This window comes from Actinomadura sp. J1-007 (assembly GCF_009793335.1).
In the GTDB taxonomy this organism is placed as follows: Bacteria; Actinomycetota; Actinomycetes; order Streptosporangiales; family Streptosporangiaceae; genus Spirillospora; species Spirillospora yumaensis.
In genome coordinates, this window is record NZ_WING01000001.1 from 1,936,299 (window position 1) to 1,955,260 (window position 18,962).

At 71.4% G+C, this 18,962-nt stretch carries 17 protein-coding genes and 1 tRNA gene; 10 read left to right on the top strand and 8 right to left on the bottom strand.

What is annotated here, in order from left to right:
- Positions 1-277: 277 nt before the first annotated feature.
- From GEV43_RS08705 to galU, 4 genes are read right to left on the bottom strand one after another with little or no spacing between them, the layout of a single operon-like run.
- Positions 278-766 (bottom strand): molybdenum cofactor biosynthesis protein B, encoded by a 489-nt coding sequence (locus tag GEV43_RS08705; protein ID WP_160820231.1) that lies wholly within the window; start codon positions 764-766, stop codon positions 278-280.
- Positions 763-1,257 (bottom strand): cyclic pyranopterin monophosphate synthase MoaC, encoded by a 495-nt coding sequence (moaC, locus tag GEV43_RS08710; protein WP_160820232.1) that lies wholly within the window; start codon positions 1,255-1,257, stop codon positions 763-765. Before moaC ends, GEV43_RS08705 begins: the two co-directional genes overlap by 4 nt.
- Positions 1,254-2,462 carry a gephyrin-like molybdotransferase Glp gene (glp, locus tag GEV43_RS08715; RefSeq protein WP_160820233.1) on the bottom strand — a complete coding sequence of 403 codons (1,209 nt, stop codon included), beginning with the start codon at positions 2,460-2,462 and terminating at the stop codon, positions 1,254-1,256. The genes moaC and glp overlap by 4 nt, the downstream gene beginning before the upstream one ends.
- A 28-nt stretch (positions 2,463-2,490) precedes the next feature.
- Positions 2,491-3,417 (bottom strand): UTP--glucose-1-phosphate uridylyltransferase GalU, encoded by a 927-nt coding sequence (gene galU, locus GEV43_RS08720; RefSeq protein WP_160820234.1) that lies wholly within the window; start codon positions 3,415-3,417, stop codon positions 2,491-2,493.
- A gap of 33 nt (positions 3,418-3,450) precedes the next feature.
- On the opposite strand from galU, the gene GEV43_RS08725 reads away from it, so the two are divergent.
- A complete protein-coding gene (locus tag GEV43_RS08725) occupies positions 3,451-4,032 on the top strand; it encodes a 5-formyltetrahydrofolate cyclo-ligase (protein WP_160820235.1) in 582 nt (193 codons plus the stop codon).
- A gap of 132 nt (positions 4,033-4,164) precedes the next feature.
- Positions 4,165-5,154 (top strand): D-isomer specific 2-hydroxyacid dehydrogenase family protein, encoded by a 990-nt coding sequence (locus tag GEV43_RS08730; RefSeq protein ID WP_160820236.1) that lies wholly within the window; start codon positions 4,165-4,167, stop codon positions 5,152-5,154.
- Here GEV43_RS08730 and GEV43_RS08735 read toward each other — a convergent pair.
- On the bottom strand, positions 5,141-5,497 hold the full coding sequence (locus GEV43_RS08735) for a hypothetical protein (protein ID WP_160820237.1): 357 nt from the start codon (positions 5,495-5,497) through the stop codon (positions 5,141-5,143). The genes GEV43_RS08730 and GEV43_RS08735 overlap by 14 nt on opposite strands.
- A 154-nt stretch (positions 5,498-5,651) precedes the next feature.
- On the opposite strand from GEV43_RS08735, the gene GEV43_RS08740 reads away from it, so the two are divergent.
- From GEV43_RS08740 to GEV43_RS08750, 3 genes are all read left to right on the top strand, one after another.
- The gene (locus tag GEV43_RS08740; protein WP_160820238.1) at positions 5,652-7,139 is read left to right on the top strand and encodes a potassium/proton antiporter; all 1,488 of its coding nucleotides are present in this window, start codon (positions 5,652-5,654) and stop codon (positions 7,137-7,139) included.
- 605 nt (positions 7,140-7,744) lie between these two features.
- A complete protein-coding gene (locus tag GEV43_RS08745) occupies positions 7,745-8,122 on the top strand; it encodes an FmdB family zinc ribbon protein (RefSeq protein ID WP_160820239.1) in 378 nt (125 codons plus the stop codon).
- Positions 8,123-9,464: 1,342 nt separating this feature from the next.
- A complete protein-coding gene (locus GEV43_RS08750; RefSeq protein WP_160820240.1) occupies positions 9,465-11,600 on the top strand; it encodes an MMPL family transporter in 2,136 nt (711 codons plus the stop codon).
- Positions 11,601-11,824: 224 nt separating this feature from the next.
- On the opposite strand, the gene GEV43_RS49775 is transcribed toward GEV43_RS08750, so the two are convergent.
- Positions 11,825-11,968, bottom strand: coding sequence for a hypothetical protein (locus tag GEV43_RS49775; RefSeq protein WP_241682834.1), 144 nt, complete (start codon positions 11,966-11,968; stop codon positions 11,825-11,827).
- Between the two features lie 3 nt (positions 11,969-11,971).
- Between GEV43_RS49775 and GEV43_RS08755 the strand changes: the two genes are divergently transcribed.
- The 4 genes from GEV43_RS08755 (at position 11,972) to GEV43_RS08770 (ending at position 15,155) form a co-directional block, all read left to right on the top strand.
- Complete coding sequence (locus GEV43_RS08755) at positions 11,972-12,586, top strand: S-methyl-5'-thioadenosine phosphorylase (RefSeq protein ID WP_309240007.1); 615 nt, start codon at positions 11,972-11,974, stop codon at positions 12,584-12,586.
- Positions 12,583-13,305 (top strand): SAF domain-containing protein, encoded by a 723-nt coding sequence (locus GEV43_RS08760; protein WP_160820241.1) that lies wholly within the window; start codon positions 12,583-12,585, stop codon positions 13,303-13,305. Before GEV43_RS08755 ends, GEV43_RS08760 begins: the two co-directional genes overlap by 4 nt.
- Positions 13,306-13,508: 203 nt before the next feature.
- Entirely contained in the window at positions 13,509-13,916 is a 408-nt protein-coding gene (mscL, locus tag GEV43_RS08765) for a large conductance mechanosensitive channel protein MscL (RefSeq protein ID WP_160820242.1), read from the top strand.
- Positions 13,917-14,240: 324 nt separating this feature from the next.
- On the top strand, positions 14,241-15,155 hold the full coding sequence (locus GEV43_RS08770) for an SDR family oxidoreductase (protein ID WP_160820243.1): 915 nt from the start codon (positions 14,241-14,243) through the stop codon (positions 15,153-15,155).
- 1,591 nt (positions 15,156-16,746) lie between these two features.
- Here GEV43_RS08770 and GEV43_RS08775 read toward each other — a convergent pair.
- Positions 16,747-17,778: a D-alanyl-D-alanine carboxypeptidase family protein gene (locus GEV43_RS08775; protein WP_160820244.1), complete on the bottom strand. Its 1,032-nt coding sequence runs from the start codon at positions 17,776-17,778 to the stop codon at positions 16,747-16,749.
- 83 nt (positions 17,779-17,861) lie between these two features.
- A complete protein-coding gene (locus tag GEV43_RS08780) occupies positions 17,862-18,263 on the bottom strand; it encodes a hypothetical protein (protein ID WP_160820245.1) in 402 nt (133 codons plus the stop codon).
- Between the two features lie 167 nt (positions 18,264-18,430).
- Here GEV43_RS08780 and GEV43_RS08785 point away from each other — a divergent pair.
- Positions 18,431-18,506 (top strand) — tRNA-Arg (locus GEV43_RS08785).
- The last annotated feature ends 456 nt before the right edge of the window (positions 18,507-18,962 follow it).

The window sequence follows — 18,962 nt, forward strand, 5'->3', positions numbered from 1 at the left end:
GCGGCACCCCGCCAACGGCGGGACCGCCCGCCGCCCCCGGCGCGGCGAGGTGAGGTGAGGGGAGGGAACGGGCCCGTGCGGGCCCGTTCCCTCCCCTCACTTTCGCCCGGCCTACGGACCGCGGGGTCGCAGGGTCGCGCGGCCACACGCCCGACCCGCGCGCGTCAGGAATGCGCGCCTCAGGGACGTGCGGGCCAGGAGTGCGCGGCTCAGGGCGCGCGGCTCAGGGCGCCCGGGTCAGAGCGCCCGGCCCGCGCGCCTCAGGACCGTGCGTGGGTCAGGAGTGGGTGGGGCGGGGGTGGTCGCCGCCGGCGATCTGGTCCACGGCGTGGGCCAGGACGGGGCCGAGGACGGCCATGCCGTCGCGGACGCCGCCCGTGGAGCCCGGCAGGTTGACGATGAGGGTGCGGCCCGCGACGCCCGCGAGGCCGCGCGACAGGATCGCGGTGGGGACCGCGTCGCGTCCCTCCTGCCGGATGGACTCGGCGAGGCCCGGGACCTCCCGTTCGATGACGCGGCGGGTCATCTCCGGGGTCTCGTCGGTCGGGGTGAGGCCGGTGCCGCCGGTCGTCACGACCACGTCGTACCCGCCGTCCACCGCGTCGCGCAGGACCCCGGCGACGGGTTCGCCGTCGGCGACCACGACGGGGCCGTCCACCTGGCAGCCGAGGTCCTCCAGCAGTTCGACCAGCACGGGTCCGGACTTGTCGGCGTAGACGCCCGCGGCCGCGCGGTTGGACACGGTGACCGCCATCGCACGGATCATGCGCGCTCCTCATCGGAACGGCGCCAGGCGCCGGTCTTGCCGCCGAGCTTCTCCTCCACCCGCACGTCGGTGATGACGGCGGCGGGGTCGACGGCCTTGACCATGTCGATCAGGGCGAGCGCGGCGGCGGCGACGGAGGTGAGCGCCTCCATCTCGACGCCGGTCCGGTCGGCGGTACGGGTCGTCGCGACGATCGCGACGCCCCCGTCCTCGACCGACAGGTCCACCTTCACGCCGTGCAGGGCGATCGGGTGGCACAGCGGCACGAGGTCGGGCGTGCGCTTGGCGCCCATGATCCCGGCGATCCGCGCGACCGACAGCGCGTCGCCCTTCGGGATGTCGCCCGCGCGCAGCAGCGCGACGCAGTGCGGGGACAGCCGGACGAACCCGGTCGCCGTCGCCGAGCGCGCCGAGACGTTCTTGGCCGACACGTCGACCATGCGCGCGGCGCCCGCCTCGTCCAGGTGCGTGAATTCCGATCCCATGCTCATGACGGCAACCTCATCACGTCGACGTGCGTGCCCGCGGGCAGGGCCTCGGCGTCCTCGGGCAGGACGATGAGGGCGTTCGCGGCGGACAGCGCCGCGAGCTGGTGCGAGCCCTGCCCCTCCGCCGGCGCGACCCCGTAGTGGCCGCGGGCGAACGACAGCCGGCCGCGCAGATAGTGGCGGATGCCCGCCGGCGACTTCACGTCCTCGGCGAGGACGGCGCTGACCGTGGGCAGCGGCTCGGGCGGAAGCCCCTGCATCGCGCGCAGCGCCGGGCGCACGAACACCTGGAACGACACGTACGCGCTGACGGGGTTGCCGGGAAGCGTGAAGACGGGCGTCCCCTGGAGGAGGCCGAACCCCTGCGGCTTGCCCGGCCGCATGCGCACCTTGTGGAACGCGACGGTGCCGTGCCCCGTCAGGACCTCCTTGACGACGTCGCGGGTGCCCATCGACACGCCGCCGGACGTGACGATCGCGTCGGCGCGCCCGAGCTGGTCCTCCAGCGTCCGCAGGACCGTGCCGGGCTCGTCCCCGACGGTCGCCTGCCGGTAGCCGACGCCGCCCGCCTCGGCGGCGGCGGCCGTCAGCATGAAGCTGTTGGAGTCCCAGATCTCGCCGGGCGCGAGCGGCGTGCCCGGCTCGCGCAGCTCGGTGCCCGTCGAGAGGACGACCACGCGCGGCTTCGGCCGTACGAGCACGCGGGCGCGTCCGACGGCCGCGACCATGCCGAGCTGCGCCGCGCCGAGGCGCGTGCCCGTCGCGGCGACGGTCTGCCCCGCGAGGACGTCCTCGCCTGCGCGGCGGATGTAGTTGCCCGGCGGCGCGGCGCGCGAGACGCGCACGGTGGCGTCGCCGCCGTCGGTCCATTCGACGGGGATGACCGCGTCGGCGCCGGCGGGCAGCGGGGCGCCCGTCATGATCCGCGCCGTCAGGCCCGGCCGGATCGCCGAGACCGCCGGGTCGCCCGCGACGATGTCGCCGATGACGGGCAGCACGGCGGGCTCGGCCTCGGACGCGGCGGCGATGTCGGCGGCGACGACCGCGTAGCCGTCCATCGCCGAGTTGTCGAACGGCGGCAGCGGCACAGGCGCCGTCACGTCCTCGGCGAGGACGCCGCCCTCGGCCTCCAGCAGGGCCAGCTCCAGCGGCGCGAGCAGCGGCACGCCGTCCAGGATCTCCGCGAGGTGCTCGTCGACCGTTCTCATGCTCACGGTCCCCCAGTCTGGCGTGCCGTCACGCGTTCCCGGACGTGCCCGCGCCGTCATGGTCGCGGACGAACTCGCGCAGCCACTCCATGAACTCGGCCGACAGATCGGGACGTTCGGACGCGAACTGCACGACGGTCCGCAGGTATTCCATCTTGTTGCCGGTGTCGTAACGGCGCCCGCGGAACTTCACGCCGTACACGCCGCCGCCCGCGTCCGCGGGAGTGTCGGCGAGGGTGCGCAGCGCGTCGGTGAGCTGGATCTCGCCGCCGCGCCCCGGCGGGGTCTTCTCCAGCACGTCGAACACCGCCGGGTCGCACACGTACCGCCCGATGATGATCCAGTTGGACGGCGCCTCCTCGGGCGACGGCTTCTCGACCAGGTCGGTGATGCGGACGATGTCGTCCTCGTCGGTCGCCTCGATCGCCGCGCACCCGTACGAGGAGACCTGGTCGGGCGCGACCTCCATCAGCGCCACCACGCTGCCGCCGTACTGGCCGCGCGCCTCGATCATGCGCTTGAGGAGCTGGTCGCGGGCGTCGATCATGTCGTCGCCGAGCAGCACCGCGAACGGCTCGTCGCCCACGTGCTGGCGGGCGCAGTGCACCGCGTGGCCGAGGCCGCGGGGCTCGCCCTGCCGGACGTAGTGCATGATGGCCAGGTCGCTGGACTCGCGGACGGCCGCGAGGCGCTCGTCGTCCCCCTTGGCGCGCAGCGCCTCCTCCAGCTCGTAGGCCCGGTCGAAGTGGTCCTCGATGGACCGCTTGCTCCGGCCGGTCACCATGAGCACGTCGGTGAGTCCGGCGTCGACCGCCTCCTCGACGACGTACTGGATCGCCGGTTTGTCGACGATGGGCAGCATTTCCTTTGGCGTCGCCTTGGTGGCGGGCAGGAATCGGGTACCGAGGCCGGCCGCGGGGACGACCGCCTTGAGTACAGGTGCTATGTCGGCCATGTAGAGACCCTAGCTATCCCCGAGGACCACAGCGTGCACGACATCGACTCGAAATCCCGGCTCCGCGCCGAAGCGCTGGCCCGGCGCGCGACCATGCTCCCCGAGGAGCGCGCCGCGGCGGCGCGTTCGCTGCGCGACACGCTGCTGTCGCTGCCGGAGGTCGAGATGGCCGGCACCGTCGCGGCGTACATGTCGATCGGCGCCGAGCCCGACACGCGCGGCCTGCTCTTCGCGCTCTGGAAGCGCGGCACGTACGTGCTGGTCCCCGTCCTGCTGCCGGACGGCGACCTCGACTGGGCCTCGTACGAAGGACCCGAGTCGCTCGAACCGGGACCGCGCGGGCTGTGGCACCCGACCGAACCCCCGCGCGGACGCGACGCCATATGCAGCGCCGACGTGGTCCTGGCCCCGGCGGTCGCCGTCGACCGTACGGGCACGCGCCTCGGGCGCGGCGGCGGCTCGTACGACCGCGCGCTGGCCAGGGTCGGCCCGGCGATCCTCACGATCGCGCTGCTGTACGACCCGGAACTGGTCGACGCCGTCCCCGCCGAAGCGCACGACCGGCGCGTCCGCGCGGCGGCCACCCCTTCCGGGGGCCTCGCCCGCTTCACCTGATCCGCGAGTTTCGGGAGCCTTGCGCGCTTTGCCTGACCTGCGAGACTCCGGAAGCCTTGCGCGCTTCGCCTAATCTGCGAGATCACCGAACCCACGCGCCGACGGCGTTTCTGCGGAACGAGATGGTTGCTCATGACGATGCCATGGCGGATTCTCTCGCTGCCCCCGCTCGGGGAGGATCTGGTGCGCGGGCTCTTCGCGCCAGTGGAGAACGAGGCGGAGGTGTCGTTCCCCAAGACCCGGGACCGGAACGGCCTGCACGCCGCGCTGGCCGACGCGGAAATCGTGATCGGAGACTTCACGGGCGCGCTGGCCCTGGACGCCGACGCTGTGGCCGCCGCACCGCACCTGGCGTTCGTCCAGATGCCGTCGGTCGGCACTGACAGCATCGACGTCGCGGCCCTGGCTGACGCGGGCGTCCCGGTCGCGAACGCGGCGGGCGCCAACGCGCGGGCCGTCGCGGAATGGGCAGTGGGAAGCGCATTCGCGCTGTGCCGCAACCTCGTGTGGGGAGACCGCGCGACGCGCCAGGGCGGATGGCCTCAGATGGACGTTCTGGCCCGCGGTCCCAGGGAGATTCACTCGCAGCGCGTCGGAATCGTCGGGTACGGCGCGATCGGCGCGGAGGCGGCACGGCTGTTCCAACGGCTCGACTGCGCGGTCTCGTACTGGACGCGCCGTCCGCGCCCCGACGCCACCGCGACGTACCGCGAGTTGGACGACCTCGTCGCGAACTCCGACATCCTCGTCCTCGCGCTGCCCTTGACCGACGAGACGCGCGGACTGTTCGACCGCGACCGCCTCGCACTCCTTCCCGACAGGGCCCTCCTGGTGAACGTCGCGCGCGGCGGCATCGCGCCTGACGGCGCCGTGCTGGAGGCACTGGATTCCGGAAAGCTCGCCGGGGCGGCATTGGACGTGTTCGACGAGGAACCGCCGCCGGATGACCATCCGCTCCGTTCACACGAGAACGTCCTGCTTTCCCCGCACGCGGCGGGCGGCTCGGCACAGGCGCAGCTCAACATCGTGTCCGCGGTGCGCGACAACGTCGTGGCGGCCGTCGAGGGCCGCCAGGTGGAGAACGTCGTCAACGGGGTAAACCCGCAGATCAGACGACGATGATCACCCCCGGACGCGCGGCCCTGCGCGCGCCCGGGCGCTGGTGAAGGCTGAGCGGGGGCAGGTGCGTGCGGTCAGCACGGACGAACGGCGCGAGCGGCTGGTGCGAGCGGACGGCCGGCGCGGACGGCCGGCGCGGACGGCCGGCGCGGACGGCCGGCGCGGACGGCCGGCGCGGACGGTCGGCGCGGACGGTCGGCGCGGACGGTCGGCGCGGACGGTCGGCGCGGACGGTCGGCGCGGGTGGCTGGCACGGACGAACGGCACGAGCGGTCAGCCCCAGCGAACGGCCCGAGCGAACGGCGCGGACGGTCGATGCGGACGGGTCAGCGCGGACGGCCAGCACGGGCGATCGATGCGGCGATCAGCGCGGGGGCGGGGTGATCGTGCCGCGCTCTGCCGGTCGCGGCGCGCCGTCCCTCAACCACAAATGTGCGATTCCGGCATGAATCTGTAGGATTCCTAAACGATCAGTTGCGGACGGCCCCGAAGGATGGGATGTGCACCTCGACATCTGGCTACTCCTCGGATCCACGCTCGTACTCTGCGCGATCGCCGCGGTACGACTGTCGCACCGCCTCGGCCTCCCGACGCTGCTCGCGTACATGGGCATCGGGCTGTTCATCGGCGAGGGCGGCCCGTTCCACCTCAACTTCGACAACGTCGAGCTCGCCGAGACGCTCGGCCTGGCCTCCCTCGTCCTGATCCTGGCCGAGGGAGGCATCACCACGAACTGGCGGCACGTGCGGCCCTCGGTGCCCGCCGCGCTCGTGGTGTCCACCCTCGGCACGCTGATCAGCATCGGCGTGGTCGCGGGCGCGTCGATGTGGCTGCTCGACATGGACTGGCGCCTGGCGTTCCTGCTGGCCGCGGTGCTCGCGCCGACCGACGCCGCCGCCGTGTTCTCCGTGCTGCGCCGGCTGCCGCTGCCGTCCCGGCTGACCGGCCTGCTGGAGGCCGAGTCCGGTTTCAACGACGCGCCGGTCGTGATCGTCGTGGTGACGCTGAGCGCCCACCACAGCGGCGTCCCGAACCTCCCCGAACTGTTCGGCGTGATGGTGTACGAGCTGATCGCGGGCGGGCTCATCGGCATCCTCGTCGGCTGGCTCGGCGCGTTCGCCCTGCGGCACGTCGCGCTGCCCGCGTCCGGCCTGTACCCGATCGCGGTGCTGTCGCTGTCGGTCGGCGCGTACGGCGGCGCGACGCTGCTGCACGCCAGCGGGTTCCTCGCCGTCTACGTCAGCGCGCTCCTGCTCGGGAACGCGCGGCTGCCGCACCGTCCCGCCACGCGCGGCTTCGCCGAGGGCATCGCGTGGCTGGCGCAGATCGGCGTGTTCGTGATGCTGGGCCTGCTCGCCTCGCCGAGCGACCTGCCCGCGCAGATCGTGCCCGCCCTGGTCATCGGGTTCGTGCTGCTGCTGATCGCCCGTCCGGTGTCGGTCGCGCTGTCGACCATCGGCTTCCGGATGACGCTCGGCGAGAAGGTCTTCGCGTCGTGGGCCGGGCTGCGCGGCGCCGTCCCGATCGTCCTCGCCACGATCCCGATGGTGGAGGACGTGCCCGGCTCCGGGACGCTCTTCGCGATCGTATTCAACATCGTCGTCGTCTTCACCCTGCTCCAAGGGCCGACACTGCCGCTGGTCGCCCGCTGGTGCCGCCTGAAGAGCGACGACGAGGCCCGCGAACTCAACGTCGAGGCCGCGCCCCTGGAGGAACTGCACGCCGACCTGCTGGAGGTCCGCGTCCCCGCCGACTCCCGGATGAACGGCGTGGAGATCTTCGAGCTGCGCCTCCCCCAGGGCGCCTCGATCACCCTGGTCGTCCGGGACGGGTCCAGCTTCGTCCCCGAGTCCACCACGTCCCTGCGGACGGGCGACACCCTCCTCGTCGTGACCACAGAGGATGTCCGCGAGGCCGCCGAACGCCGCCTGCGCGCCGTCAGCCGGCGCGGCAAGCTCGCGGGCTGGTTCGGCGAGGACGGCACCTGAACCCCCCGCCCGGCCCCGCTCGACGCGACATCCGGCACCTCGCCCGCCCCGCTCGAACGCCGCGCCCGCCCCGCTCGGACCCCGTTGTCCGGCCCGCTCGGACCCCGCACCCGGCTCGCTTGAGCCCTCGCGCCCGCCCCGTTCGGTCCCCGTGTGCGACCCGCTCGGACTCCGCGTCCAGCCCGCTCGCACGCCGCGTCCACCCCGCTCGGACTCCCGCGCGCGGCCCGCTCGGACCCCGTGTCCAGCCCGCTCGGACCCCCGCACTCGGCTCGCTCAGGCCCTCGCGCCCGCCCCGTTCGGGCCCCGTTGTCCGGCCCGCTCGGACCCCGCGCCCGCCGTTCGGGCCCGGTATGCGGCCCGCTCGGACCCCCGTTGTCCGGGCCGCTCGGACCCCGCGCCCGCCGTTCGGGCCCGGTATGCGGCCCGCTCGGACCCCCGTTGTCCGGGCCGCTCGGGCCCATTGCCCGGCCCGCTCGGACGCCACGTCCGGCCGCCGGGAATGGACCCGGGGCGAATCCCGTTCCACATCTGGGTACCATTAGCAGTCGTTCGGAGTGAGTGCCAGCCCGGATCCCGCCGGGCTGAGTCAGCGAGGAGGAACCGTGCCGACGTATCAGTACGTTTGCACCGAGTGCGGCGAGCCTCTTGAGGTCGTGCAGAAGTTCAGCGACGCCGCGCTGACCGAGTGCCCCGCATGCGCCGGCAAGCTGCGCAAGGTCTTCTCCGCCGCGGGGATCATCTTCAAGGGCAGCGGCTTCTACCGCACCGACAGCCGCAGCTCGGGCTCCTCGTCCTCGACGGTAGGCGCCTCGTCCAACGGCTCGTCCAACGGATCGTCGTCCTCGAACGACGCGTCGTCCTCGTCCTCGTCGGGCGACTCCGCCAAGTCGAGCGACACGAAGTCGTCGTCGGGCAGCGGCTCCAACGGAAGCAGCGGCTCGTCGTCCTCGTCGTCCTCGTCCGGCGAGAAGGTCGCCTGACCTCGGGCTTCTCCGCAGCCCAGGCCCGTACGTTCCACGATGACCGGAGGCCCGGCCCGGCACCCACCGCCGGCCCGCCCCTCCGGTCATCGCCATACCCACCCCCTCGCCTCCCTCCCGCGCCCGCAGACCCCCGCGTAAACAGGTCGTCTGCGCGATAGGCCCGCGTATTCCAGCACAAGCAGCAGGAGCCGAGAAGCGCTCCGTCGCAGGCCTCTCACTCCCCAGCCGGTGCGAGCCCTCAGCGCCCGCCAACCGGTACAACACCCTGAGCCCCGCCAAGCGGAGGGACTCCCATAGCGCCCGCCAACCGGTGCGAGCCCGGAGCGCCCGCCAACCGGGGGTGCCCGCCCGGAACGCCCGCCAACCGGGGGCGCGGGCCCGGAGCGCCCGCCAACCGATGCGAGCGCGGAGCGCCCCCAACCGGAGATGCCAGCCCGGAGCCCCCGCCAACCGGGGAGGTGCGAGCCCTGAGCCGCGTCCGGACAGGCTCCCATCCACGGTCATACGCGAGATGCAGGCCGCCCCGGCGCGCAAGGTCGGCGTAGTGCGCGGCCAGATGTACGGGCGGGGACGGCCGACGCGATCGAGCAGCCCGGCGAGCGCGTGCCGCGGCTCCGCCGGGGCAGGTCGGCCGGAGCCGTCCGCGCTACCGGCCGACGATCATAGAACCGCTGGTCGGGACCTGTGAACGGTAACGACCCGAGGCACCCCACCGCGATCTGCACCCATCCCCCAGACCACCGGGTCGCCGTCCTTGATCGTTCTCGTCACTCCGTCCGCACGCTCATGCCCGTCGCGGGCCGGGCCTGCCGGGCTACATCTTCAGAGGTAGCGCCGCGCCCTGCCCTGCTTCCGATGGGGTAGCGCGGCTGCCCTCTCGCGCCCGACGCGTTCGCCCGTCTCGTTCCATCACGATGACGTCGTCAGCACGAACGCCCCCGTTGGCCGGAGCGACCCCCGTGAACGCAGCATTCGCACCAGCAGACCGGACGCCGAAGGCACCGGAACCTCAGCCCGCAACCGCAGCCCGCAACCCCAGCCGCGGCCGCCCTCCGAAACGTTTCCCGCAAGCGCGCGATCTTCGGGCCTGACATAGCTCTCTTATAGAGAGACTCTAGATACGAGATAAATTAGCGCCCTGTCGCCAGCCTCGGCCTCGCCACGCCGCGCCCACCGCGCCGAGATCTCGCCGCCCGCGCCGACCACCATCACCCTTCGGGCAAGTCGAGATACTACTTGACATCTCTCGAAGTTCGAGAGAGCCTGATCGTCATCCGCCACACGACATATCTCGAACCTCGGTTCCGGAGGTCGACCTTGAGCACGCAGGAGAGGAATCATGAGTGCACCTAGCCCGGCACCCCCCAGGACGTGGGCCCACCGCGCCGCCGGACTGATCGCGGGCCGCCGCACCAAGTGGGCCGTTCTGGCGTTGTGGATCGTTCTGCTGGCCGTCCTCGGGCCGCTCGCCGGCAAGCTCGGCGACGTCGAGGAGAACGACGCGGCGGGCTGGCTGCCCGGCGGCGCAGAGTCGACGCGCGTCGTGAAGCTGGAGGAGCAGTTCCGCAAGGACGGCACGATGCTGGCCGTCGTCGTCTACGAGCGTTCGTCCGGCATCACCTCCGCCGACAAGGCCAAGGCAGCCTCGGACGTGGCCGGGCTCCGCGGGCTTCCCGGCGCCCAGCAGGTGCAGGGACCGTTCCCCTCCAAGGACGGCAAGGCCCTCCAGACGCTCGTGCCCCTCACCGACGAGGACGTCACCAAGGCCGTGGACGACGGCCGCGACCTCGTCAAGCGCGGTCCGCCCGGACTCGACGCGCACGTCACCGGACCGGCCGGCGGTGGCGCCGACCAGTTCAAGGTCTTCGAGTCGATCGACGGCTTCCTGCTCATGGCCGCCGGGATCGTCGTGATCGTCCTCCTCCTGTTCATCTACCGCAGCCCGGTGCTGTGGCTCGTCCCCGTGCTGAGCGCGGTGTTCGCCCTGGGACTCGCCCAGGCGGTCGTGTACCTCCTCGCCAAGAACGCCGACCTGACCGTCAACGGGCAGAGCGCGGGCATCCTGACCGTGCTGGTGTTCGGCGTCGCCACCGACTACGCGCTGCTCCTCGTCGCCCGCTACCGCGAGGAACTGCACCGGCACGCCGACCGGCACGAAGCCATGGCGTACGCGCTGCACCGCGCCGCGCCCGCCGTCATCGCCTCCGCCGCGACCGTCGCGATCGGCCTGCTGTGCCTGCTGCTCGCCGACATGAACTCCACCGCCGGCCTCGGCCCGGTCGCCGCCGCCGGCGTCATCACCGCGCTCGCCGCGATGCTCACCCTCCTTCCCGCGCTGCTGGTCATCTGCGGCCGGTGGGTCTTCTGGCCGCTGGTCCCCCGCTACGACGCCAAGTACCTCAAGCCCGAGGCGTACGAGTCGGAGCACGGCGTCTGGAGCCGCGTCGCCGGCGCCGTCGCCCGCCACCCGCGCGTGCTGTGGGCCGCGACCACCGTCGGCCTGCTCGCGCTCACGCTCGGCCTCGGCTCGCTCAAGGCCGACGGGCTGTCGGACGCGGGCCAGTTCACCGGACGGCCCGACTCGATCGCCGGCAACGAGGTCATCGGCCGCCACTTCCCCGCCGGCTCCGGCTCCCCCGCCGTCGTGATCGCCAACACCGGCGCGGCCGGACCCGTGGCCGCCGCCGTCTCCGGCACCCCCGGCGTCGCCGAACTCGGCCGGCCCGCCACCGCCAACGGACTGGTCAAGTACGAGGCGACGCTACGCGACCCCGCCGACAGTTCCGGAGCGCAGCGCACCATCGACCGGCTCCGCGCCGCCGCGCACGCCGTCCCGAACGCCGAGGCCAAGGTCGGCGGCACCACCGCGACCAGCCTCGACATCAAGCGCGCGTCCGCCCGCGACAACAAGGTGATCATTCCGATCGTGCTCGCGGTCGTCTTCCTCATCCTGATCCTGCTGCTGCGGGCCCTGGTCGCGCCGCTGCTGATGATGGCGACCGTCGTGCTGTCGTTCCTGGCCTCGCTCGGCGCCTGCGCGCTGATCTTCCGGCACGGTTTCGGGTTCGAGGGCACCGACGCGGGATTCCCGCTCCTGGCGTTCATCTTCCTGGTCGCCCTCGGAGTCGACTACAACATCTTCCTCATGCACCGGGTGCGCGAGGAATCGCAGGCCCTCGGCACCCGCCGGGGCATCACCCGCGGCCTGACCGTCACCGGCGGCGTCATCACCTCCGCCGGCCTGGTCCTCGCCGCCACCTTCGCGGCGCTCGCCACGCTGCCGCTGGTGTCCATGGCCGAGATGGGCTTCGTGGTCGCGTTCGGCGTCCTGCTCGACACGCTGATCGTCCGGTCCCTGCTGCTGCCGGCCCTGGCGTACGACATGGGCCGCCGCATCTGGGCCCCGAGCCGCCTCGCCGCCCGCCGCGGCGCCACCGAACAGGAGCCCCCGAAGGTCCTGGATCCCGTCCACTGATCGAAAGAAAGTCTTACGTGAAGGGGCCCGGCCGGAAGGCGACCGGGCCCCTTCGACATCCCCACACCCCACGCTGACCTGCGAGAACAGCCAGCTCGGGCAAGGTTATCCACAGGCCGAAGAACGGTTCCCGTCGAGCGACCGGAGCTGGCTAGGGTCGGCGGCATGACCAACGCGCTCTCATCCGTTTCCGCCGAGATCGGCGTCATCGGCGGCTCCGGCTTCTACTCCTTCCTCGACGACATCGAGGAGGTACGGGTCGACACGCCGTTCGGCGAGCCGAGCGACACCATCGCGGTCGGCGAGGTCCACGGCCGCCGCGTCGCGTTCGTCCCCGGCACGGCCGCGACCACCGCTACCCCCCGCACCGCATCCCCTACCGCGCCAACCTCTGGGCGCTCCGCTCGCTCGGCGTACGGCAGGTCCTCGCGCCGAGCGCCGTCGGATCGCTCACCACGACCCACGGCCCCGGCACCCTCGCGATCCCCGACCAGCTCGTCGACCGCACCACCGGCCGCGTCCAGACCTATTACGACGAGAACGCCGCGATCCACGTCTCGTTCGCCGACCCCTACTGCCCCGCCGGCCGCCGCGTCGCCCTCGACGCCGCCCGCACGGCCGGCTGGAGACCCGTCGACGGCGGCACCCTGGCCGTCATCGAGGGTCCCCGCTTCTCCACCCGCGCCGAGTCCCGCTGGTACGCCGCGCAGGGCTGGACCCTCGTCGGGATGACCGGCCACCCCGAGGCCGTCCTCGCCCGCGAGCTCGCCCTCTGCTACACCCCGCTCTGTCTGGTCACCGACCTCGACGCCGGGATCGAGGAGGGCGCCGGCGTGACCATGGACGAGGTCTTCCGCGTCTTCGGCGCCAACATCGAACGCCTCCGCACCCTCATGACCGACGTCGTCAAGGCGCTGCCCTCCCAGCGCGAGTGCTTCTGCCCGCACGTCCTCGACGGCATGAAACTCCCCTTGGAGCTCCCATGAACGCGCGCTTAGCTCATCTGCGCCGCCCCCTGGCAGCGCTCGCCGCGGCTTCGGCGGCGGCCCTCGCACTCACCGTCCTGCGCCCGGGCCCTCCGCCTTCCGTACGCGTCCTCGCCGCCGCCCGTGACCTCGCGGGCGGCACCCGCCTCGGCGCCGGGGACGTCCGCACGGTCCACCTGCCGCCCGCCTCCGTCCCGTCCGGCTCACTCCATTCCCGCGTCGCGGGCCGCGTGCTGGCGGCTCCCATGCGGCGCGGCGAGCCCCTCACCGACGCCCGCCTCGTGGGCGGCGACCTCCTCCGCGGCTACGCCCCCGGCACGGTCGCCACCCCCGTCCGCATAGCCGACGCCGGAGCCGTCCGCCTCCTGCACCCCGGCGACCGCATCGACGTCCTGGCTCCGGCCACCACCACCCCACCCGAACAGGACCCCACACCCCCCGACCGGGAAACAACAAAAACCTCGACCCCCAGAGCACTCCCTCCCCCCGCTCAATCCACCCCGCCCACCCTCGCCACCAGCCCACCAAGCGAAGAACAAGCAGCAAGCACCGCCGCAAGCCCCATCCACACGCGACCACGCGCACCAAGGAGCACACGCCTCACCGCCCACGCAAAGCCCATCCAACACACACCAACAACAAGCACACCTCCGCCCCAAGAAGCCAACTCCTTCGGGCCGCACAAACACCCACAGGAGTCCGCAGCTGGGCGCGAGTAATCGTCTCCGACGTGACAGTGGTCGCGGTCCCCCGCAAGGCCGTCGACAGCACAGAGGAAGGAGCCCTCGTCGTACTGGCGACGGACCGTGGACAGGCGGCGGCACTAGCAGGAGCGGGCAGCGCCCTCGCCGTCACCATCACTGGGCATTGGTAACCTCAAGCCGTTACCAAACGCCTACCGTTCGTCATAAGGAAGAGGTACATGAGCGGCTTCAAGAAGTTCCTGTTCCGCGGCAATCTCGTGGAACTGGCCGTCGCGGTCGTCATCGGGGCCGCGTTCAGCTCCCTCGTCACCGCCTTCGTGAACTCGTTCATCGGTCCTCTCATCGCCCTGGTCGGCGGCGAGCCCGACTTCAGCAACCTCGCCTTCACGATCCACGGAACGAAGTTCCCGTACGGCGTCTTCATCACAGCGGCGTTCGCGTTCCTGATCGTCGCCGCGGTGCTCTACTTCCTGGTCGTCCTGCCGACCGGAAAGCTCCTGGAACGCCTCTCACGCGCCGAGGAGGCCACCGAACGCCAATGCCCCCAGTGCCTAAGCGACGTACCGACCAAGGCGCTCCGCTGCAAGTTCTGCACCTCCGACCTAACCCCCGCCCACCACCCCTAACCCACGCCGATGGCACGGAGGGGCCGCTGTCCCCTGAACGCCGGCCCCAGGGCAGAGCAGGCGGTTTCGGGAGTACGGATTTCAGCCCGCACCCCCATCCCCAGACCCCCAGATACGGCAGCCGGACTCCCCACACGCCAACCGCCCGGCCCCCGGTGGACGCACCCGAACACGACCGTCCCCACATGACGGTCCACACAAAACGCCAAAGCCGAACACCCCAGATCACCGCGACCAGGCAAGGAGCACGGAAAGACAAATTATTAGCGGATCCGCACCAAAGACTGACATGGTCTGTCAGGTATCCCGTCCATGCTCGTCTTCATGACTGAATCACTGAACGGGAAGATCGCGCTGGTCGCCGGGGCCACGCGGGGCGCGGGGCGCGGCATCGCGACGGAGTTGGGAGCGGCGGGGGCGACGGTCTACGTGACCGGACGCAGCACGCAGGGACGGCGTTCGGAGATGGACCGGTCGGAGACCATCGAGGAGACCGCCGAACTGGTCACCGCCGCCGGCGGCACGGGGATCCCCGTCCAGGTGGACCACCTGAACCCCGACCAGGTACGAGCGCTGGTGGAACGCATCGACGCCGAGCATGGCCGCCTCGACGTGCTGGTCAACAACATCTGGGGCGGCGAACTGATATTCAGCTGGGACGCCAAACTCTGGGAGCACGACCTGGACAAGGGACTGCGCGTCCTGCGGCTGGCCGTCGACACCCACATCATCACCAGCCACCACGCGCTGCCGCTGCTCCTCAAGAACCCCGGCGGCCTGGTGGTCGAGATGACCGACGGCACCGCGCGGTACAACGCCGACAACTACCGGATCTCCTTCTTCTACGACCTGGCCAAGGCGTCGGTGAACAGGATGGCGTTCGCCCAGGCCAAGGAGTTGGGCCCCCTCGGCGCGACAGCGGTGTCGCTGACACCGGGCTGGATGCGCTCGGAGATCATGCTGGAGGTCTTCGGCGTGACCGAACAGAACTGGCGCGACGCTCTGGAGAAGGAGCCGCACTTCGCCATCTCAGAAAGTCCCCGCTTCGTGGGCCGGGCGGTGGCAGCACTCGCTGGCGACCCGCAGGTGGCGCGCTGGAACGGCGAATCCGTTTCCAGCGGCCAACTGGCCCAGGAGTACGGCTTCACCGACCTGGACGGCAGCCAACCCGACGCCTGGCGCTACATCGTGGAAGTACAGGACGCCGGAAAGCCCGCCGACGCCACCGGCTACCGCTGACACCACCCCAACCGCCCCCCCGTGGCGACCTGCGCCACACCGCAAGCACCACCGCCCAGCCACCCGCCCGAGCCCATCGGCCCAACGTCCAATCGCCCGAGCGTTACGCCCGGCCGTTGCCACACGGCGGCAGCACCAACGGATGTCGCGGCGTGGTCTCCGCCCGCTGCGCTCCGTACGCCCCACACTCCGAACGTTGCGCCTCTGTCAGGCGTTGTGGCGTCGGAGGCATTAAGGGCTCGTAGGCGTCGCGGGCCCCAAGCGTCGCGGGCTCGCAAGCGTCGTGGGCTCGTAGGCGTCGCGCCTGCTGAACGGTGCGCGACGTCGCGGACTCGCAAGCGTTGCGCGCCCCAAGCGATGCGCACCCCAAGTGTTGCGGGCTCGTAGGTTTCGCATCTGCTGAACGGCGCGCGACGTCGCGGCCCCAAGGTTCGCGGGCTCATAGCCGTCGCGGGCTCGTAGGCATCGCACCTGCTGAACGGTGCGCGACGTCGCGGACCCGCAAGCGTTGCGCGCCCCAAGCCTTGCGGGCTCGTAACCGTCGCGCTGCTGAACGGGGCGCGACGTCGCGGCCCCGCAGGCGCTGCGCCCCCCAAGCGTTGCGGGCTCGTGGGCGTCGCGCCTGCTGGACGGGGCGCGCGGGGACTGGGAGCCACCGATAAGCAGTTCGGCGGAGCGCACCGGGACGTAGCGCTACGGACGAGCAAGTCTGAGGTCGCGTGCCGTGGAACTCGTTTCGCAGGGACGACAGCTCAGGCGTCACGCCCCGGTGTGTTGCGCCGTGGACGCGGCAGCGCGTCAGCCTTTGCACCTTCAAGTGTGGGCGCCACCAACGTGCATGCCGGGTGCAGAAATCGAGAGGCAGTGCCACAGTGCGGCAGTCCGGCGTCACGTACCGACGGCGTAGCGCCCCAGATCGTTCAGCGCGCTGGACCGTTCACCCTCAACCTCAGCGCCCACAATGTGCAGCGCAAGCATCGTGGCGCCACGGAAATGGCAGGGCGGCCGTCACGTTACGAGGCGTTGCGCTGTGGGCCGGACGGCGCGCTGGAACGTATGCCTCGACCTGACCGGCAGCGACGAGCAGCGCGGCGCAGATATCGAGGCGTGCGTTACGGGTGTGCGTTACGGGCTAGTGCTGCGGCGTCAGTGGCTGGGGTGTTGCGTCACGAGGGGGCAGCGCGGCAGACCGTGCGCACCAGGCTTGGGGCCGCCGACGTGCAGATTGGTGTGGGCCTCAGGCGGTGCGGTACCGAAGTTGCCGTTCGGAGGCCGCGCACCGGACGTTGCGCTGCGGTGTTGCAGGCGAACGTCGTGCTGCTGGCGTTGCAGGCGAACGTTGTGCTGCTGGTGTTGCAAGCGCGGTTGTTGGCTGGGACGGTGCGACGCCTGGGAGCTGTGGTGGGGCGCGTTGGCTGGCGGGGGCGTGCGGTGGCGGGAATGCGGTGCGGGGGGGTGGGGTGGGAAGGGGTGTGGCGGTGTTGGGGTGGTCTTGGGAGGGCGGACGGGGGCGAGTCGCGTCTTGGGACGGGAACGCCGAAGGTGGGGAGGACGAGCGCGGCGGGACGTTGTGTCGCGTTGTTCGGGGCGGTTATTGGTCGCCTTCCGTTCCGTACTCCCAGTGCCAGGGTTCGAAGGGGTTGCTGTAGGCCCATGCCGGGTGGATCCAGCCCCACTTCTTGGCGTTGGCCTCCATCCAGTTGAACTGGATCGATCCAGAACTCTGCACGCCTCCGCACAGGTCGACGGCCTGGCCCTTGCCGTGGTTGCTGGTTCCCGGCACGGCCGCGAATCCGGGGCGCTGCGCGTACACGCGATGCTGTTCCGAGAGGCTGCGGTAGGAGTCCGTCACGCACATGTCCCTGCCGAACCGGCGCTTGTAGCCGGCGTTGAGCTTGTAGAACGCCAGGGCCGCGTCCGCCCGGAGCTGCCTGCCCTTCTGCGGCAGCGGGCACAGGTACTTGGACGGGATCAGTCCGTTGGGGAACTTGCGGGCGTCCGCCGCGAGCCGCTTGTCGCAGCTCATCTCCAGCCGCTTCTCCTTCGGCAGCTTGCTGAGCATCGCGGTGAGCTGCTTGGTGAGCTGCGCGGACTTGGACTTCAGTTCCTCGATCTCCTGCTGTACGCGCGTCTGCTCGATCGCGTTGCGCGATTGCAGGTCCTGGGCCGTCGAGGCCAGCGACTGCTTGCGCTTTTGCAGGTCGTCGGCCCGGTCGACGAGCGCCTGCTGCGACCGCGCGACCAGCGAGACGTCCGCCGTCGACCGCAACGCGGCGTCCGGGGATCCGCCTCCGAAGATCGCCATCGAACCGGCGGCGCCGGGCTGCTGGTACGTCACGTTCGCCAGCCTCGCCAGGGGCTCCCGGATCCGGTTCAGCTCGGCCTCGGCGGCGGCAAGACCCTTGAGGGTGCCCTGGAGCTGCTTCTGCGACGCGGCCAGCGCCTTCTTGCGACCCTCCATCTGCGACGTGGCCTTCTCCAGCGCCGTGCGGGCCTTGGACGCCTCACGCCGCAGCGACTCGACCGAGTCGCCGTCGGGCTCCGCGGCCCTTCCCTGCGCATGCGGTACGAACGCCATCACCAGGAAGACCGCCGTCAGCGCCGCTGACCGGGGGTTCGGCACGGTGATTTTCCTCCTGATGCCCAAATACGGAACAGCGCCAGAACGCTACTACAGGTCCACCGTTGACCTCTGCGTAACCGCGGTCACCGGGTCCAGTAACCGTGTCCATGACACCATCTGCGCAGGAAGGGGATGTCCCCCCACCCCGGCGGGCACGGCTGCCGCGCCCGTTCGGGAGGTCTCTTCGGCGTCTTGCGCACCGGCGCCTTCCGGGTCGTTCGCGCAGGGGGAGGAGGTGGCGGCGGAGGCTTCGCGCTCGGCGTCTCCCGCGGCGGAACGTACTCCCCGTACGTCGGATTGCTCTCCGGCGTGACCGGTACGGCGCGTTCGGCGATGGTCCCCTGCGGCTTGGGCTTCTCGTCCGGCGACGAGTCCCGCAGCCCCAGCGCCACCAGCCCGAGCAGGATCACGGGCACCAGTCCGGCCCCGACCACCCGCGCGATCTTCAGCCACCTCGGGGCGCGCTGCCTCGGGGCGCGCTGCACTTCCTCAGCCTGCCCCCGATGCCGACCAGTCACAGGGACGAAGCGTACCGACCCCCGCCCCAGCAGGCATAGAGGTCATATCCACCCCCATAAGTGCGAGCGGCACTCGTCCCGTTCCCCTACCCTGGAGGGGCCGTCCGCTACGCTCTTCCGGCGAGCGACGACAAGCCTCCGTAGCTCAGGGGATAGAGCACCGCTCTCCTAAAGCGGGTGCCGCAGGTTCGAATCCTGCCGGAGGCGCCATCTGTTCAAGCCTGTGACCAGCGGGAACGTCTCGGACGCGGTCGGGGTGTCGCTGTCTCCATGCAAGATCAACGAGGTTGATGGGCGCATGATGGTCGGCCCGTCGGTCCGTCGGCGCGGAGCATGCTCGGTGTGGGCCGCCCATGCATGCTGAGCGCGGCGAGTTGGGCGTGCGCCAAGGTGAGTGCTGAGCGCACCAGAGGGTGCATGCGGAGTGCGCGCTAGGCGGCTCTCGCTGACAGGAATACGTCGCCTCTTCAGAGCCGTTCAGCAGGCCACGCACGGGTCGAGCCAGGGAGGCTGGCAGGGCGGGGCGGGCCGTTGGAGAGAGCGCGGGGAGACGTACGGCGCCGGGACTTGTTTGGACGCCTCGGGCGTGGGGGCTCCAAGCACGATTCCCGCCCTGTGAGCCCGTCCGCTCGGGCGTCGGTTCGACGGCCGAGGCCCTTGCTCGGG

Coding starts and splice junctions, on each gene's coding strand:
- galU (WP_160820234.1), bottom strand. CDS start 3,417: ATGGCCGACATAGCACCTGTACTCAAGGCGGTCGTCCCCGCGGCCGGC.
- moaC (WP_160820232.1), bottom strand. CDS start 1,257: ATGAGCATGGGATCGGAATTCACGCACCTGGACGAGGCGGGCGCCGCG.
- glp (WP_160820233.1), bottom strand. CDS start 2,462: ATGAGAACGGTCGACGAGCACCTCGCGGAGATCCTGGACGGCGTGCCG.
- GEV43_RS08750 (WP_160820240.1), top strand. CDS start 9,465: ATGAGTGCACCTAGCCCGGCACCCCCCAGGACGTGGGCCCACCGCGCC.
- GEV43_RS08730 (WP_160820236.1), top strand. CDS start 4,165: ATGACGATGCCATGGCGGATTCTCTCGCTGCCCCCGCTCGGGGAGGAT.
- GEV43_RS08705 (WP_160820231.1), bottom strand. CDS start 766: ATGATCCGTGCGATGGCGGTCACCGTGTCCAACCGCGCGGCCGCGGGC.
- GEV43_RS08760 (WP_160820241.1), top strand. CDS start 12,583: ATGAACGCGCGCTTAGCTCATCTGCGCCGCCCCCTGGCAGCGCTCGCC.
- mscL (WP_160820242.1), top strand. CDS start 13,509: ATGAGCGGCTTCAAGAAGTTCCTGTTCCGCGGCAATCTCGTGGAACTG.
- GEV43_RS08770 (WP_160820243.1), top strand. CDS start 14,241: ATGACTGAATCACTGAACGGGAAGATCGCGCTGGTCGCCGGGGCCACG.